Raw genomic sequence first — 15,553 nt, forward strand, 5'->3', positions numbered from 1 at the left:
CTCAATGTCTTCCAATGAATACGTTACGATAGCTGCGATAGAGCCGCTGCTTCCATGTAAGCAAATGTTTTTGTGAGTGATGCTGACGCGTCCTGGCCTGCTCCAGTAGCGCGACGACGGTTTCAGCGTTACATAGCTGGCCTGTAGCAGGATCTACATAGCTGGGATACAACAGCAGGGTGCCTGCTACCAACTCATCCAATGTCAACGTGCGAGTTCGGCCAGGAGAGTGCATGGCATCGTGTGTCAGCCCCCAGCCCGCATAAAAGGGGAGGCCGTAGGTATGTACCTGACGATCACGTAGCAGCGCCTCAAAACCAGTCAAAGAACTCATGGTATGCACGGCGTCGACACGTTCCAGTAGAGCGGTGATCTCCATGTCACTGCCATCAAGATCATACAGCTGTTTGGCTTCACTATCGAGTTTGCCGACCCGCGCGCCACTGGTAACGTCTGGGTGAGCCTTGTAAATGATGAAGGCATCAGGCTGGTTTTGGCGTACGGTGCGCAGCAGGGCGCTGTTGGTGTTGATGTTGGGTGACCCTGCTGCGATAGAGGCATCGCTTTCCACTTGGCCGGGTACCAGGATGATGACTCTGTCATCGGGTAACTGGATATCCGTATTGCCTTGCACGTTATATTTTGACAGCTTCAGCGCGACCAGTCGTTTTCGTAGCTGTGCTGCTCTTTCCAGCAGAGATGCCTCCATGGGATGTGTGTTGAGCAAACGCTCCAGATCGCTTGGCTGGTTCGGGTCGTAGTAAATGCCCGATGCATCGATCACCAATGAGAGGGGTTGGGATAAGTCAACGCCTAGCCCTACTGAGCGAATAAACCCGTCTTCCATGCGCCAAATATGAGGCAAATATTCCGCATGACGCGTTTTGAATGCTGCGTCGATGCGGCTTGACCATACCAATATGCGTGGTTGGGCACGGTTATCTGGTAAGAGTTTGGGTAATTCCTTGATGTGCTTGATATTTGATGCAGGCCCAAGGAAATGGCCAACAAAGCGTCGTTTCCAAAATGAAAAACCGCAGGCTAACCACTCGCCGCGCAGGTGCTCTTGCTGACGCTTCTGGTCGGCAATCAAATGGATCGTTTCTTCTAGTGTGCAAGCTTCTTGCGTATATGGGTTAACGTAGCGGGTATAGCGCAGGTAGGCTGCGGCAAACACTTCGGTGAGCGTCCTGGTCGTGCGCCTGCGAGCGCATGAAAGCCGATCATGGGTGAGTCCCCATCCTGCATAAAATGGCAGGCCAAAGCAGTGCACTTGCTTTCCTGCCAACAATGCCTCGAACCCCAACTGGCTGGTAACCACATAGACGGTGTCTACCTGGTCGAACAGGGCCCAAGGGTTGATGTCTTCGCTCACGACATGACAGCGAGGATGATCAAGCGCTTGTGTGAGGTGGCCTTTTTTCTTGCCTGCGATGACGTCCGGGTGAATCTTGACCAGAACATGCTCAGTGGGGTGATTGGCCAGGGCTTCCTCTAACATGGATGAAAAGCTTTCTGCGCTGGCTCCACCATGCGTAATGGAGGCATCCCCTGCGGTCTGATCGACCACTAATACCTTACCTTTAGAGCCCACCAACCGCTTGTCAGGAGCATGGTTGTATTTTGATAGGCGGCATTGAGTCAGAAGGTGCATGCAGGTAGTGGCGTGACTTAGCTCTTCGGCCGTGAACGTGGCATCGTTCAGGCAGTTTTCCAGGTCACTGGGACGTGAGGCATCATAGTAAATGCCGGTATGATCGACGACCATGCTGTGGGGCTGGTAGCCATGGACTCCCAGGCCAAGTGATCTGATGAAGCCATCTTCAAGCGCGACATAGGGCAACCCATGACGTTTGGCATAATCTCTGGCGCGCTTTGCGGTCGGCTTGAATCCCCATCCTATGACCGCAGAGGGCTTGGCGGTGAATGTGCCGATGCGCATAAAACGGTCAAACTCGGGGAGCAGCGTTGCCAAAGAGGCAAGTTTGCCGATACCTTTTGAAATATAACCCGCCGTACGTTTTGCCATGGTTGAGGCTGCAGTCCATGTCGTTCAAAGTGTTAGGCGTTGTCTGAAAAGGGGGTAGGCTTGACCATACGGCGTTAAGCATGGGCTTGTGAGTGAATTCGCTCAATGCGCTCATTAATAGCTTGTAAAGGATGCCTTTTCGCCCATGTTTGCCTTGTCTGGTCTGCGCTCGCTGACTTTTCACACCAAGCCCTGGTAGGCGGCGAACATACGTGAATTGGGCAGGGTTATCAATTCAGCAGCACGCGCTTTACGAACAGGTTACATTGCCATGCAGAGCATGTCGCATAACCGGGGTTCCGGCAACGTTACTAATGCGAATTAAATCAACGCGCAACTTGCTGCTCTTTTTGATAAGTTGGACTTAGTAAGTAGGCATGAGGCCTGTTCCTCATATTTTTCAGGGAATGCTCACGAAATAGGAACTTCTGGTGCGACGAGCCCCCATCATCAACAGGCTGTTGACGTTACGCTCCTTGAAGGGGCGTCTATTGCTGGGGCTGACGTGTGCCTTGGCGATACTGGCTGGTATTGTGTTGAGTATGGCTTGGCAGGTGGGCAAGACCATGGTGCACGAGACCAACATGGTTCATTTGCGCTACGAGGCCGATTTGCTGGCCGATGAAATCACGCAGCAGGTAAATCAACGCATCACTGCGCTTCAGCGTTTGAACAGCGCCATGGGGCCTTCCAATGACATGGGTTGGCTTTCATACGAGCTGCAGAAAAACGATGCCTTGCTTTCCTGGTTCGATGGACTGATTGTGAGTGACGAGCATGGTGAGATCGTGGCGGACTGGCCCAGTGTAGTGGGGCGAGTGGGGCTCGATAGCTCGGAACTCGAGTATTTCAAGATGGTGCGCGGTACACGCCGCCCTTATCGAACATCGCGAAAAACCTCGTACTTCTAGTGCGAGGATGGATAGCGAGGGGCGCGAGAGCGCCCCTAGTCCGGCCTCGATTGTTGCTCAATATACTGCTTGACCATGCTCAGGGGGGCGCCTCCGACACTTCCCGCAAAGTAGCTTGGACTCCACAGCGAGTTCTTCCGGTAGGCGGGCTGCACCAGTTCAGGGTGTAGTAACTTCATCCGCCGGCTGGATACCCCCTTCAAACTATTCACCAGCCTGGATACCGCCACTTTGGGTGGAAAGTTGACAAGCAAATGGACGTGATCGGTTTCACCGTTGAACTCCTGTAGCTCCGCCTCGAAGTCCCGACACACTCGGTCGAAAAGCAATTCGAGGGAGTTGAGATGCGCGCCGGTGAACACCTTGCCCCGATACCTGGTGACAAATACCAAATGGGCATGGAGTTTAAAAACGCAGTGTCTTCCTGTTCTGATAGCTTGTTTGGTTTCCATAGACCAAGTATATTCGAAGCCATGAAGCAGACCAAGACCCTCAAGGTTCGAGTGAAGGACAAACACGCCGCCGAGCTTAACCGCATGGCCCGCAGCGTGAATTTTGTTTGGAACTACCTCAACGAACTGTCTTCCCGAGCCATTCGGGAGAAAGGTCTGTTTCTGTCTGCCTACGACATGCACCCCTATACCAAGGGTGCTGGCAAGGACCTCGGCCTGCACAGCCAAACGCTGCAATGCATCGCTGCTGAATACGTTGCCCGCCGCAAGCAGTTCAAAAAGCCCCGCTTGAATTGGCGCAAGTCCGGCGGTGTACGCCGCTCACTTGGCTGGATTCCGGTCAATACCGGCGCGGCCAAGTGGAAGAACGGGCAGGTATTTCACAACGGCACCTACTTCAAGGTGTGGGATAGCTACGGCCTGTCGACATACAAGTTCCGTGCCGGCAGTTTCAACGAAGATAGCCGGGGCCGGTGGTATTTCAATGTTGCGGTCGAGGTGGACGTGCAGCCGACGCTTGGGCAGGGCGCCGTTGGCATCGACCTTGGGCTCAAGGATGTGGCCACCTGTAGCGATGGAGGAAGGCTGGAAAACAGCCGCTTCTACCGCCGCATGGAAGACCAGTTGGCGACAGCCCAACGTGCCCGCAACAAGCGGCGGGTAAAAGCTATTCACGCCAAGATCAAGAACCGTCGCCAGGACGCGCAGCACAAGTTTTCCCGGAAACTCGTCAACCAGTACGGCGAAATCGTCGTGGGCGATGTTTCCTCAACCAGGCTCGCGAAGACCAGGATGGCCAAAAGCGTCTACGACGCTGGCTGGTCACAACTGAAAACGATGCTGGAATATAAATGCGCTCACGCAGGCATCGTCTTCAAGGTCGTTCGCGAAACCAACACCACCCGCGCCTGTTCGTCGTGCGGCTCGCTTAGCGGGCCGCAGGGCGTCAACGGGTTGCGAGTAAGGGTCTGGGAGTGCGTGGAGTGTGGTGTACTCCACGACCGGGACGTGAATGCGGCCCGGAATATCCTCAGCCTCGGGGCAGGACGTTGCCCTCAAGAAGTTGGAATCCCCGTCCTTTAGGGCGGGGAGGACGTCAAATGAATCCTGCGCTTTTGCAAATTCTGGATATTCCTGCAGATACCCAAATGGAGCAGTGGCTGACACAAATTCACGCGGATGACCGCAATGGGGCGCGTGATATGTGGGTGCATAGTTTAAAGACCGGCAGCGACTTCGTGCGCCAGCTGCGTTTTCTGCGCAGCGACGGCGAAACGCTGTGGCTGGATATTCACGCTCGGGTGGTGATGTTGACCCAAGGCGGCCACTCCTTGGGGTTGGTTGGTGTGGTGAAGGACATCACCGAGCGACGCCAGCAAGAGGCATTGCAGCGGTGGGAGGCCGAACATGACCCCTTGACCGGGCTGCTGAATCGGCGTGGTTTCGAACGCCGCCTGGAAGAAGCGTTTGCTGACTTCCAGAAAACCAGCACGCCTTCGGCGCTGCTGTTGTTCGATCTTGATCACTTCAAGCCGATCAATGACGAAGGCGGCCATGCCCTGGGTGACGAGATGCTACGCCGCATTGCTCAGGTGGTGGCCTGGGAGGTACGCCGCAGCCCGCCAGGGGGGCGATGAGTTTGGTGTGCTGTTGCCCAGCTGCACCCTTAGCCAAGCCAGGGTGATTGCCGATTCACTGCGCAAGGCGGTGAGCGACGTGTCGGTGACCCATGAGGGCAAGGAATATACCGTTACCTTGAGTATTGGCGTGACCGTCTTCGATGAAAGCGATGACACCGTGGAAGTCGCCCTGGCCCGTGCCGATGCCGCCAGCTACGACGTCAAGGGCCAAGGGCGCGATGGCGTGATGGTCAAGCTGACGGGGGAAAGCGACCCGATGGCGTTGTTCGATTAAGGTAGTGCAAATCCTTCTGCCTGCCAGGTTTCCAGCCAGCCTGGTAGTGCGTCGGCGGGCATCGGGCGAGCAATACCGTAGCCTTGCGCCAGATGGCAGCCCATGGCCAGCAAGGCTTGGGCGTGGGCCATGGTCTCGACCCCTTCTGCCAGCACCGGCCGTGAGAATTTTCTGGCCATGAAGATGATGCTTTCCACGATGGCCTTGTCGTCCTCACTTTCCAGCATGTCGCGCACGAAGTCGCGGTCTACCTTGATCAACTGCACGGGCAGGCGACGGAAGTAGGCCAGCGAGGAGTAGCCGGTGCCGAAGTCGTCCAGGGCAATTTCGATGCCGAGCCGCTGGCACTCTTCCAGCACGTGCAGGGCGGCCTGCATGTCATCCAGCGTGGCCGATTCGAGTATCTCGATGGCGAGCAGCCGTGAGGGGACTTGCGGGTAGTACAGCAGCAGCTGTTCCAACTGCGGCAGAAAGCCGGGGTGCAGCAGGTGTTGCGGGCTGATGTTGACACTCACCTGCAGTTCGATGCCCATGGCCAGCCAGCTTTGCAGCTGTTTCAAGGCGGCTTCGATGACCCACTCGCCCAGATGAAACTCCAGCTCGCTGCCTTCCAGCAGGGGTAGAAATTCCGCGGGGTTGCGCAGCCCCTGTTGCGGGTGAATCCAGCGAATCAACGCTTCTGCCCCGACCACGGTGTGCGATTTGAGATCGACCTGAGGCTGGTAGTAGAGACGAAACTCATTATTGGCCAGGCCATGCTGAATGGCGCTGCGCTCTTGCTGGCGCAGTTTGACCAAGTGTTCTTCATCGGTGCTGTAGCGGACGCACTGGGCGATCCCTTGGGTCTTGGCCTGGTACAGCGCCTGGTAGGCATGGCGAAACAGGGCGTCTGGGTCGACGTTGTCGTTGGGGTAGGTGGTCATGCCGAGACACGCGGTGAGCTTCAGCTTTTGCCCGTTCACATGCAGCGGCTGCTGGATGGCGTGCTGGATGGTAGAGGGAGTCAGGCGCTGGGTTGGCCCCGCCAGCACAAATTCATCGCCACTGAGCCGTGCCGTGATGCCTTGGGCCTTGAAGGGGCTGACCAGGGCTTCCAGCCGTTTGGCTACCCGCCTGAGTATGCTATTGCCAGTGGCGTAGCCAAACAGGTCGTTAAGGCGTTTGAAATCGTCGATGTTGAGGATCGCAACGGCCAGCGGGGTGTCCTGGCGTACCAGCGCTTCCAGCTGCGTGCGGGCCAGCCGCTGGTTGGGTAACCGCGTCAGCTCGTCGATATTGGCGGCCTTGTAAAGCGCCTCTTCATGCAGCTTGGTGTCGGTGATGTCCGACTGGATGGCAATGAAGCCGCCGCCGGTTTGCTCATTGGCAGGCAGCGGGTTACAGCTGATATGTACCCAGTACGGGGTGCCATCCTTGCGGTAGTTGAGCAGCTCTTCCTCGAAGTGCTGGCGGTGGCGCAGAGCATGGGCGATGCGCAGTACCGTGGCGCGGTCGGTGGCTTTGCCCTGCACCAGTTGCCCCGGCTTCTTGCCGACCGCTTCTGCGAAGGTGTAGCCACTGAGCCGGGTAAAGCCATCGTTGATCCATTCGATGTTGCCACGTGCATCGGTGATCACCACGCCGTTGCTGGTGTTCTTGGCCACCAGGGAGAGCCGTGCGATGGCCTGTTGGTCTTGCTGCTGCTGGCGGTGGTGGCGCAGAGTGTTGATGAACTGCCCGATACTACCCAGCAGCGGTGCCAGGAATTCCACCAGCTCAGGGTGATAGCCCCCGGGTCGATTGGCCAGGCCAATCATGGCGATGCAACGACCGTGGAAGTGAATCGGTGCCCCCAGAAACGCATCGAGCGTTGGATGCCCCGGTGGTAGGCCCCCGCGCCTGGGGTCATGGGCGGGCTCATTGGCAATGACCACTTCTTCGTGGCGCATCACATGGCCGAACAGCGTATCCAGGTTGCTGAACACCATGCCGCTGGGGGCGTGCTGAGCGTAGAACTGTCGTGAGGGCTCATCCCAACTGATGTCGGTGATGGCATGGGTCACCAGATAGGGTGTCTTGTCGGGGTGGTAAAGCACTTCGCCGATGAAGCCGTATTCGCTGCCGGTGAGGGTAAGCAGGTCGTCGAGCAGCGGGTTCAGCGCCTTGGCATTGCCCTGTTCGTCGATAAAGCTGGCTTGCGCCCGCATGATGGCCTGCTCCAGTGCCTGCTGGCGCAGTAGCTGTGTTTCGACCTTCTTGCGGGGAGTGACATCCAGCATGGTGCCGATGATCTGCACCACTTGGCCATCCACGGCCAAGGGGTTGCCGGTGATTCTGACCCAAAGCGGCTCGCCCGAGGGGGTCTGCATCTCGAAGATATCGTTGAAGGGCGCTCCGTGGGCGATGGCGGTGTCGATGGCTTCGACGAGCCGAGCGCGGTCAGCCGAGGTGTACGCCTGCATGCGCGCTTCGAAGGTGTTGGCTTGCCGAGCATTGGTTTGATAGAGCGCATCGACCACATCGTTCCAGTGGGTGGTTCGGGTGGCGACATCCATCTCCCAAAGGCCGATGGCGGCATTGCCAATGGCCTGGTAGGCGCGTTGGCTCAGGTAGTGCTCGAACTGCAGCATGGTGCTGCTGGCCAGTTGCTGTAGCAGCTCCCGCTGGGTAGGGCTCAGTTGGCGGGGCTTGTGGTCCATGACGCACAGCGTGCCGAGGATGTTGCCATTATCGGCAACCAGCGGCATGCCAGCATAAAACACCACATGGGGCGCTTCACTGACCATGGGAAATTTATGGAGCCGCGCATCCAGGCGTGCATCCGATACTTCGAACAGCTTGGGTTCGAGGATGGCTTCCCCGCATAATGAGAGCTGACGTAATGCCGTGGGGCTGTATTCGCCCACGCCACTTTTGACCCAGACGTGACTGGCATCCACCAGCGTGATCAAGGCTATGGGGGTTTCGCAGTAAGCAGCCGCTAGACGAGTGATGCGGTCAAATTCCTGGTCAGCTGAAAGATCCCCCAGTGTATACCGCTTCAGGGTGAGAAGCCGTTGTGCTTCGTGTTCAGGGACGGCGGGCTGTACCATACGTAACGTATCCGTGATGCGCGTTTAGGCTTACTTTCCCTTATGCCGGGGTGGCTGTCTAGCCAGTCGACAAATCCTGGTCAACGGTAGAGTATAAGACGCCGCTTATCCAACTGAGAGTGCTGCTGTGGATCTACTGGAACTGTTTACCCGCACGCTAGACGTGACGTTACCCGTGTTTGCCATGGTGTTCATCGGCATTGGCCTGAAGCGCCTGGGCTGGATCGACAGCGCCTTTGTCAGCACGGCCTCGACGCTGGTGTTCAAGGCAACGCTGCCCACGCTTATCTTTCTGAGTTTAGTCAAAGCTGACCTGAGCGTTGCGCTGGATATTCCGTTATTGCTGTTTTTCGCCGTGGCCACGTTGGCGCAGTTCGCCTTGAGCTGGGGGTGGGCGCATTTTCGTGTACCTCAACCAGACAGAGGGATCTACGTGCAGGGGGCTTTTCGGGGCAACTGCGGCGTGGTGGGGTTGGCCTTGGCGGCGGGCATGTATGGTAACGACGGGCTTTCGGCGGGAAGCCTGCTGTTGGGCGTGGTGATCGTGATGTATAACGCGCTTTCCGTGGTGGCCCTGGCGGCGTACCAGCCTGGCCAATCTACCGACTGGCGCAGCCTGCTGGGGCATATCGTCAAGAACCCGCTGATTCTTTCCGTGGTGGCGGCGCTGCCGTTCACCGCTTTTTCCGTAGGGCTGCCCAGCTGGGTGATGACCTCGGGCAACTACTTTGCCTCGCTGACGCTGCCCCTGGCGTTGATCTGCATTGGCGCCACGCTTTCGGTCTCCAGCATGCGTGAAGGCAGTCAGGTGGCCATGAGTGCCAGCCTGATGAAGATGGTCGTACTGCCCGCGTTGGCCACACTGGCGGCATGGCTGATGGGGTTCTCCGGCGCGCAGCTGGGGCTGTTGTTCCTGTTCTTCGCCAGCCCCACCGCCGCTGCCAGCTTCGTGATGGTCAAGGCGATCAATGGTAACGTGGCCCTGGCAGCCAATATCATCGCCCTTACCACGCTGATGGCCAGCATTACGGTGACGCTTGGCATCTTTGCCCTACGCCTGGCGGGGTGGATTTAAAGCGCGGCGGTTGGCCGGGGCGCAGCAACGCGCTATACTACGCGCCCCGTAAGTCCCTGTAGCTCAGTAGGATAGAGCAGCCGCCTCCTAAGCGGCAGGTCGCAGGTTCGACTCCTGCCAGGGACGCCAGTTAAATCAATGCTTTGTTTTATTCTTCTCTTAGCGTGCTGGGTATGTTTTCGTTTCGCCCCCACAGAAAACGCTCGCTACAGCATTGCATCAGCACCACATCAGCCGCCTATTTCCTGTGTATCAGTCACCTATTTGCCGACCCGGATGCCTATGGCAGAGGGATTCTAATGAGAACACTAATGGGCTGTTGAGACAGTGCCTGCCGAAGGGCATGGGCCTGTCAGTCTGCAGCCAGAAAGAATGCGACAAGATCGCTGACTCACTGAATACACGACCACGCAAGACACTGGATTGGCACACACCGTTTGAAGTCTACGACGAGGTGTCTCTTAGGCAACTGGTTTTTTGTTTCAGGGGCGTGTTGCAATCACACTGTCAACGGAGGCGCAGAGGGGGCGCCTGGCCTTTGCTACGCTGAAAGAAAACCGGGAGGGTGGCGATGCACGTGCACGAGTATCAACAGTACGACGCAACGGGGCTGGCAGCGCTGATTCGTGGCGGGCAGGTGAGCCGGGAAGAGGTGCTGGAGGCCGCGCTGGTGGCCATCGAGCAGGCTAACCCGGCGCTGCAGGCCGTGGTGCGCATGCGGGTCGAGCAGGCGCGTCGTGAAAGCCAGCAGGTAGAAAGTTCGGCCTGTTTTGCCGGTGTGCCCACCTTGAGCAAGGATTTGTTGATGGCGCTCAAAGGGGAGCCCTTGGCGTTCGGCAGTGCTGCGTTACGCGACTGGCGGCCTGCCGAGGACTCGCTGTTCATCCAGCGCTCGCGCAGGGCGGGGCTGGTGGTGGTGGGCCAAACGGCCACGCCGGAGCTTGGCTTGATGGGCATCACCGAGCCCAGGGCATTTGCCCACCCTGAAAACCCGTGGTGCGCAGGCTATTCGCCCGGTGGTTCCAGCGGTGGGGCGGCGGCCGCGGTGGCCGGGGGCATGGTGCCCTTGGCGTTGGCAGGCGATGGCGGCGGTTCCATTCGTATCCCTGCCAGCTATTGCGGGCTGTTCGGGTTCAAGCCTTCCAGGGGGCGCGTGCCGCTGGCGCCAGCCCATGGTGAGGTGTGGCAGGGAGCCGTCGTTGAGCATGCGATCACGCGGAGCGTGCGTGACAGTGCGGCCCTGCTGGAAGAGGTCAACGGCATGGCGCCTTCGGGCCCTTACCCGGTGCTTGCGGAACGCGGCTATGTGGAGGCGCTGTCGAAACCCTGCCCACCCTTACGGGTGGCGATCTCTCTGGGGGAGCCTTTGGGGCGCAGTGTGGGTACACGGTTGAATCCAGAGGTGAAAACGGCCATCGAGAAAACCGCCCAGCGGCTGGAGGAGATGGGGCACACGGTAGCGTGGTGCGACCCGCCGGTCGACGGTGAGGCGCTTGCCGACAGTTACCTGACGCTCTACCTGGGCCATCTGGCGGCAGACCTGCGCTGGATCAGTCAGCAAACCGGCGTGCCGCTCGGCCGCCTGCCTCTGGAGCCTTCTACCCGCGCCATTGGCCGCTTGGGCGCCAAACTCTCTGCCTGGGAGTACGAGACGGCCAAGCGCTACTGGCACGTGGCCGCCGAGCAGATGAGCCAGTTTCATCAGCGTCATGATGTGCTGGTGCTGCCCGTGGCCGCAGACACCGCGCCTCGGTTAGGGGAGCTGTACCCGTCGGCCCTGCGCGAACGGCTGATGGCGCTGCTGGCGGTGCCGGGCCTGCCCGCGCTGGCCCTGAAGGCGGGGCTGTTGAAGCGCCTGGCCGTCGATGCCCTGAGCCGTACGCCCTTTACCCAGTTGGCCAACCTGACCGGCCAGCCTGCCATGTCGCTACCGATGCACGTGGCGCAAAGCGGCTTGCCCGTGGGGGTGCAGGTAATTGGACGGCTGGGGGAAGACCGTCAGTTGCTGCAGTTGGCCGCCGCCCTGGAGCAGCAGGAAAACTGGCAGGCGAGGCTGCCTCGGCAAGCGTTTGCAGCTCAGGCAGGGTAAACTACGCCCCCGTCAATCGACGCCCGTGATTCTATCTAGAGCTTGCTGCATGCACCCATCCTACGAACTGACCGAGGCGGGCGACCGTTATTTCGATGGTCTGGCGGAGAAATTTTCCCGCTCGCTGTATCAGGCCCCGCGTGGAGAGCTGCGCTTGGCCATGCTGGATTACCTGCTGCCTCAGATGCTGAACCTGAACGCCCAGCCGGTACTGGATGTAGGCGGCGGCCTGGGACAGCTGTCGGCCTGGCTGGCCGAGCGGGGGCATGCGGTGACCATGGCAGAGCCTTCCCAGGATATGTTGGTACACGCCCAGGCATGGCATGGCCAGCGGGTCAGCGAAGGTGCTTTCAATGCCGACGCGCTGCACTACGTTGTGGCACCGCTGCAAGCGTTGCCCGTTCAAGCCCCCGGGCCCTGGCCGCTGATCACTTGTCATGCGGTGCTGGAGTGGCTGGGCGACCCGGCCCAGGCGCTGGCTACCCTGGCCAGCCTGCTGGCCCCCGGTGGTCAGCTGAGCCTGATGGTGTTCAACCGCGATGCGCTGCGCTTCTCCAACGTGGTGAAGGGCAACTTGAGCAAGGCGCTGGGCGACCAGTTGGCAGGCAAGGGGCGTCGCCAGCGCTTGACCCCCATTTCACCCATGACCCACGCGCAAGTTCTGGGCTGGGCCGATAGCTGCGGCCTGGAGATGGTCGACGTGGCGGGCATTCGTATCTTTCAGGACTACCTGCGCCAGGCCCCTGCCAGCGCTGACGACCAGGCCGCGCTCATGGCGCTGGAACGCCAGTACTGCCGCCAGGAGCCCCATTGGCGGCTGGGCCGCTATCTACTTTACACCTTCACCAAACCCGAGGCCGATGCATGAGCGCTCAACTGCCCGCCAGCCAACTTCTCGAACGTTACCATGGCCCTGCGGCTCAACTGCTGCCCATCGCTCCACCTGCCGATGGCTGGCTGGTGGAGCGCTCTACCGCCATGATCAGTGGCGATGTGGCGCTGCGCCAGCAGTGGCAGGACGCTGGAAAGCTGGCCAGTAGCCCGCTGGCGCCCATGAATGCAGAGCCCGCTGGCCGCGTGGTGCTGTTCTGGCCCAAAGCGCATGCCTTGGGCACGTGGTGGCTGCGCTGGCTGTGCCAATGGCTCCCCGAGAACACGCCTTTCGAGATCGTGGGGGAGCACCAGGGCGGGATCAAGCGTGTGCCGAAGCTGCTGGCAGCGCTGGGCATGGGGTGTGACAAGCTGGACAACGCACGCCGCTGTTCACTGTTTGCCAGCCACACCGTGGCGCTGCCCGAGCAGCCGGATGAGTGGCAGCGCTTCGAAGCGCTGGGCATGACGCTGGTGAGCCACCCTGGTGTGTTTGGCCATGGCAAGGTCGACGAAGGAACCTTGCTACTACTTGAAACCCTGGAAGCGCACTTGCCCAAGCGCCCGCTGAGCGTGCTGGACATGGGCTGTGGTGACGGCATCATCAGCGCCTGGCTGGCCAGCCGTGGCCATACGGTGACAGCGGTGGACGTCAACGCCTTTGCCGTCGAGGCGTGTCGCCAGACGCTGGCGGCCAACCAGCTGACGGGCAGCGTGTGCGAAAGCGATGTCTACCGTGCGCTGGGCGATACGCGCTTCGACCTGATCGTCAGCAATCCACCGTTTCACCAGGAGCGCGAGATCAGCTACGGACCGAGTGCGCGACTCATCGACGAAGCGCGTCAGCACCTGACCCCCAAAGGCCAACTGGTGCTGGTGGCCAACGCCTTCCTGCCTTATCCCGAGCGGCTGGAGCGTGCGTTTGGAAGCTTCGAGACGCTGGCCGACAATCGGCGTTTCCGGGTGTATCGCGGGCAGTCGTGAAGGGGCCGCTGGCTCAGGCGTTGGGTGAAGCATCGGCATAGCGAATGTCGGTAATGGTGTAGAACGCCTCGCCGTTGGGCGTGATCACCGTGATCTCGTCGTCCACTTCCTTGCCCAGCAGCGCCTTGGCCATGGGGGCATCGACACTGATCCAGTGCTTCCGGGTGTCGATTTCGTCATGGCCCACCAGGCGGATATGCAGGGCTTCCCCCGCGTCGTCTTCCAGGCTCACGAACGCGCCGAAAAACACCTTGTCGGTGTTGGCGGGCAGCCTGTCCACTACCTGTAGTTCGTCCAGCCGCTGGGTCAGATAGCGAATGCGGGCGATGACCCGGTTCAACTCTTTCTTGTTGTAGGTGTAGTCGGCGTTCTCACTGCGGTCTCCCAGCGCAGCGGCTTCCCCTACCTTGGCCGACAGCTCAGGGCGCTTGACGCGGGAAAGGTGGTCTAGAATGCCCCGCAGGCGGGCCGCGCCCTCGGCGGTAATCAGATTGCTCTTGGGTGCCTGGCGCGGGTCTTTTGCCGGATCGCGCCAGCGCGTCATATTGCGGCCTTTCATGGTGTCGTTACCTTCCCGGAAAAGTGCCTAGCTTACGCTACCAAGGTGCAGGGCAACAAAGCGGCGATTCTCTGGCGAATCATTCAAACGTTCGTTACATTGTCAGTGTGGACGAGATATCGCCATGCCTTGAGCAGGTCTAACTCAATAGTGATCACTCAACAGTCATGACTCATTCCTCATTCTTCATAACAACAAGCAGGAGTTTTCCATGCGTACAATTCCATTTTCTCGACTCTTCATGGCGGCGGCGTTGGGCGGTGCTTTGGTGCTGTCGCCGCTGAGCGCGTCGGCCTTCGAAAGCGAGCTGTTCTCCTTGAAGAACCGCTGGGAGCATACGGTGACCGAGATGCCCGCCAACCAACGGGAGTCGACCCTGAGGGCATTGGCGGGCGAGGCAGAGCGACTGGCCCAGCAGAACCCCAACGAGGCCGAGGTGCTGATATGGCAAGGCATCGTGCTGGCTTCCTATGCTAGAGAGCGGGGTGGGTTGGGGGCGCTGGGTACCGCCGGTGATGCGCGCACGGTGCTGGAACGCGCCGTCGAGATCGACCCTACGGGGGGCAATGGCTCTGCGTATGTGACCCTGGGGGCGCTGTATGACCGTGCCCCGGGTCGCCCGCTGGGGTTTGGCAATAGCGCCACCGCTGAGCGGATGTTCCAGCGGGCGCTGGAAATTCGCCCGGACGGTATCGATGTGAACTACTACTATGCCGCTTTCCTGAAAGAAGAGGGCAACACCCAGGCGGCGCGGGAGCATGCTCAGCGAGCCGTGAACGGCACGGCGCGGGAGAGTCGCCAGCGTTCCGACGAAGCCCTTCGCCGTGATGCCGAGGCGCTGCTGCGCGAGCTGTAATGGCCGTCAAATCACGCGGTTGATGATCCGATTGGCATTCCCGGTGGCCAGCATTGATAATGGTACGATCATGTTCACCGGGAGTGCCGTATGGGCCCCACGCTCAATCGCGACGATGTGGAACTCATCACGCGTGACACCCTGTACAAGGGGTTTTTTCGCCTGGAAGCGCTAGAGCTGCGTCATCGACTTTTCGAGGGCGGCTGGAGCGCCACCATGCGCCGAGAAGTGCACAACCGCCACGATGCGGTGGGTGTGCTGTTGTATGACCCCGAGCGTGATGCGCTGATCCTCGTCGAGCAATTTCGCGCCGGCGCCATCGATGACCCTCACTCCCCCTGGAAGCTGGAACTGGTAGCTGGCCTCGTCGACAAGGACGAGACCCTGGAAAACGTGGCGCGCCGTGAGGCCCAAGAGGAAGCCGGTTGCCAGGTGGGCCAACTGACCCGATTGCATACCTACTACCCAAGCCCTGGCGCCTGCAACGAGCGGGTCACGCTATTTTGCGGGCTGGTCGATAGCCAGGGCGTGGGAGGCGTGCATGGCGTCGAGGACGAGAATGAAAACATCCGTGTTCATGTCGTCTCTTTTCCCGCCGCCTGGGAACTCCTGGAGCAGGGCCGACTCGACAACGCCATGTGTTTGATCGGCATGCACTGGTTGGCCGGGCAGCGGGCATCGCTGCGGGCGGCTTCCCAGCGCGCGGCCGTGTCAGCCGTCGAGGCCAACACCCGGTAAGGAGT

At 59.7% G+C, this 15,553-nt stretch carries 12 protein-coding genes, 1 tRNA gene and 2 pseudogenes; 11 read left to right on the forward strand and 4 right to left on the reverse strand.

What is annotated here, in order from left to right:
• Position 1: 1 nt before the first annotated feature.
• Complete coding sequence (locus HSS18214_RS0100655; protein WP_016913391.1) at positions 2-2,029, reverse strand: capsule polysaccharide biogenesis protein; 2,028 nt, start codon at positions 2,027-2,029, stop codon at positions 2-4.
• A gap of 431 nt (positions 2,030-2,460) precedes the next feature.
• Here HSS18214_RS0100655 and HSS18214_RS0100660 point away from each other — a divergent pair, with 431 nt between their 5' ends.
• Entirely contained in the window at positions 2,461-2,940 is a 480-nt protein-coding gene (locus tag HSS18214_RS0100660) for a hypothetical protein (RefSeq protein ID WP_026001626.1), read from the forward strand.
• 35 nt (positions 2,941-2,975) lie between these two features.
• Here HSS18214_RS0100660 and tnpA read toward each other — a convergent pair whose 3' ends face one another.
• Positions 2,976-3,392: an IS200/IS605 family transposase gene (gene tnpA, locus HSS18214_RS0100665; protein ID WP_026001627.1), complete on the reverse strand. Its 417-nt coding sequence runs from the start codon at positions 3,390-3,392 to the stop codon at positions 2,976-2,978.
• On the opposite strand from tnpA, the gene HSS18214_RS19405 reads away from it, so the two are divergent.
• Both HSS18214_RS19405 and HSS18214_RS17690 read left to right on the forward strand, forming a co-directional pair.
• Positions 3,285-4,475, forward strand: a complete 1,191-nt coding sequence (locus HSS18214_RS19405; RefSeq protein ID WP_229771477.1) for an RNA-guided endonuclease InsQ/TnpB family protein — start codon at positions 3,285-3,287, stop codon at positions 4,473-4,475. The genes tnpA and HSS18214_RS19405 overlap by 108 nt on opposite strands.
• A gap of 17 nt (positions 4,476-4,492) precedes the next feature.
• Positions 4,493-5,306, forward strand: a pseudogene (locus HSS18214_RS17690) (GGDEF domain-containing protein); the annotation flags it as partial.
• On the opposite strand, the gene HSS18214_RS0100685 reads toward HSS18214_RS17690, so the two are convergent.
• On the reverse strand, positions 5,303-8,377 hold the full coding sequence (locus tag HSS18214_RS0100685) for a sensor domain-containing phosphodiesterase (protein ID WP_016913393.1): 3,075 nt from the start codon (positions 8,375-8,377) through the stop codon (positions 5,303-5,305). The pseudogene HSS18214_RS17690 and the gene HSS18214_RS0100685 overlap by 4 nt on opposite strands.
• Before the next feature lie 127 nt (positions 8,378-8,504).
• Between HSS18214_RS0100685 and HSS18214_RS0100690 the strand changes: the two genes are divergently transcribed.
• The 6 genes and pseudogenes from HSS18214_RS0100690 to HSS18214_RS0100710 all read left to right on the forward strand — a co-directional run bounded on the left by HSS18214_RS0100690 (position 8,505) and on the right by HSS18214_RS0100710 (position 13,395).
• Positions 8,505-9,452 (forward strand): AEC family transporter, encoded by a 948-nt coding sequence (locus tag HSS18214_RS0100690; protein WP_016913394.1) that lies wholly within the window; start codon positions 8,505-8,507, stop codon positions 9,450-9,452.
• A 52-nt stretch (positions 9,453-9,504) separates the two neighbouring features.
• A tRNA-Arg gene (locus HSS18214_RS0100695) sits at positions 9,505-9,581 on the forward strand.
• Between the two features lie 142 nt (positions 9,582-9,723).
• Positions 9,724-10,002: pseudogene (locus tag HSS18214_RS19410) on the forward strand (transposase); the annotation flags it as partial.
• 21 nt (positions 10,003-10,023) lie between these two features.
• On the forward strand, positions 10,024-11,541 hold the full coding sequence (locus HSS18214_RS0100700) for an amidase (protein WP_016913395.1): 1,518 nt from the start codon (positions 10,024-10,026) through the stop codon (positions 11,539-11,541).
• A gap of 49 nt (positions 11,542-11,590) precedes the next feature.
• Positions 11,591-12,409 (forward strand): methyltransferase domain-containing protein, encoded by an 819-nt coding sequence (locus HSS18214_RS0100705; RefSeq protein ID WP_016913396.1) that lies wholly within the window; start codon positions 11,591-11,593, stop codon positions 12,407-12,409.
• Positions 12,406-13,395 carry a methyltransferase gene (locus tag HSS18214_RS0100710; protein WP_016913397.1) on the forward strand — a complete coding sequence of 330 codons (990 nt, stop codon included), beginning with the start codon at positions 12,406-12,408 and terminating at the stop codon, positions 13,393-13,395. The genes HSS18214_RS0100705 and HSS18214_RS0100710 overlap by 4 nt, the downstream gene beginning before the upstream one ends.
• 13 nt (positions 13,396-13,408) lie before the next feature.
• On the opposite strand, the gene greB is transcribed toward HSS18214_RS0100710, so the two are convergent.
• On the reverse strand, positions 13,409-13,954 hold the full coding sequence (greB, locus tag HSS18214_RS0100715) for a transcription elongation factor GreB (RefSeq protein ID WP_016913398.1): 546 nt from the start codon (positions 13,952-13,954) through the stop codon (positions 13,409-13,411).
• 211 nt (positions 13,955-14,165) lie between these two features.
• Between greB and HSS18214_RS0100720 the strand changes: the two genes are divergently transcribed.
• On the forward strand, positions 14,166-14,810 hold the full coding sequence (locus HSS18214_RS0100720) for a TRAP transporter TatT component family protein (protein WP_016913399.1): 645 nt from the start codon (positions 14,166-14,168) through the stop codon (positions 14,808-14,810).
• Between the two features lie 90 nt (positions 14,811-14,900).
• Complete coding sequence (locus HSS18214_RS0100725) at positions 14,901-15,548, forward strand: NUDIX domain-containing protein (RefSeq protein ID WP_016913400.1); 648 nt, start codon at positions 14,901-14,903, stop codon at positions 15,546-15,548.
• The last annotated feature ends 5 nt before the right edge of the window (positions 15,549-15,553 follow it).

It is taken from the genome of Vreelandella stevensii S18214 (assembly GCF_000275725.1).
GTDB classification, from domain to species: Bacteria; Pseudomonadota; Gammaproteobacteria; order Pseudomonadales; family Halomonadaceae; genus Vreelandella; species Vreelandella stevensii.

Bases quoted from the DNA above. Each gene is read 5' to 3' on its own strand.
- HSS18214_RS0100655 (WP_016913391.1), bottom strand. From the start codon at position 2,029: ATGGCAAAACGTACGGCGGGTTATATTTCAAAAGGTATCGGCAAACTT.
- HSS18214_RS19405 (WP_229771477.1), top strand. From the start codon at position 3,285: ATGCGCGCCGGTGAACACCTTGCCCCGATACCTGGTGACAAATACCAA.
- HSS18214_RS0100710 (WP_016913397.1), top strand. From the start codon at position 12,406: ATGAGCGCTCAACTGCCCGCCAGCCAACTTCTCGAACGTTACCATGGC.
- HSS18214_RS0100725 (WP_016913400.1), top strand. From the start codon at position 14,901: ATGGGCCCCACGCTCAATCGCGACGATGTGGAACTCATCACGCGTGAC.
- HSS18214_RS0100685 (WP_016913393.1), bottom strand. From the start codon at position 8,377: ATGGTACAGCCCGCCGTCCCTGAACACGAAGCACAACGGCTTCTCACC.
- greB (WP_016913398.1), bottom strand. From the start codon at position 13,954: ATGAAAGGCCGCAATATGACGCGCTGGCGCGATCCGGCAAAAGACCCG.
- HSS18214_RS0100705 (WP_016913396.1), top strand. From the start codon at position 11,591: ATGCACCCATCCTACGAACTGACCGAGGCGGGCGACCGTTATTTCGAT.
- HSS18214_RS0100700 (WP_016913395.1), top strand. From the start codon at position 10,024: ATGCACGTGCACGAGTATCAACAGTACGACGCAACGGGGCTGGCAGCG.
- tnpA (WP_026001627.1), bottom strand. From the start codon at position 3,392: ATGGAAACCAAACAAGCTATCAGAACAGGAAGACACTGCGTTTTTAAA.
- HSS18214_RS0100720 (WP_016913399.1), top strand. From the start codon at position 14,166: ATGCGTACAATTCCATTTTCTCGACTCTTCATGGCGGCGGCGTTGGGC.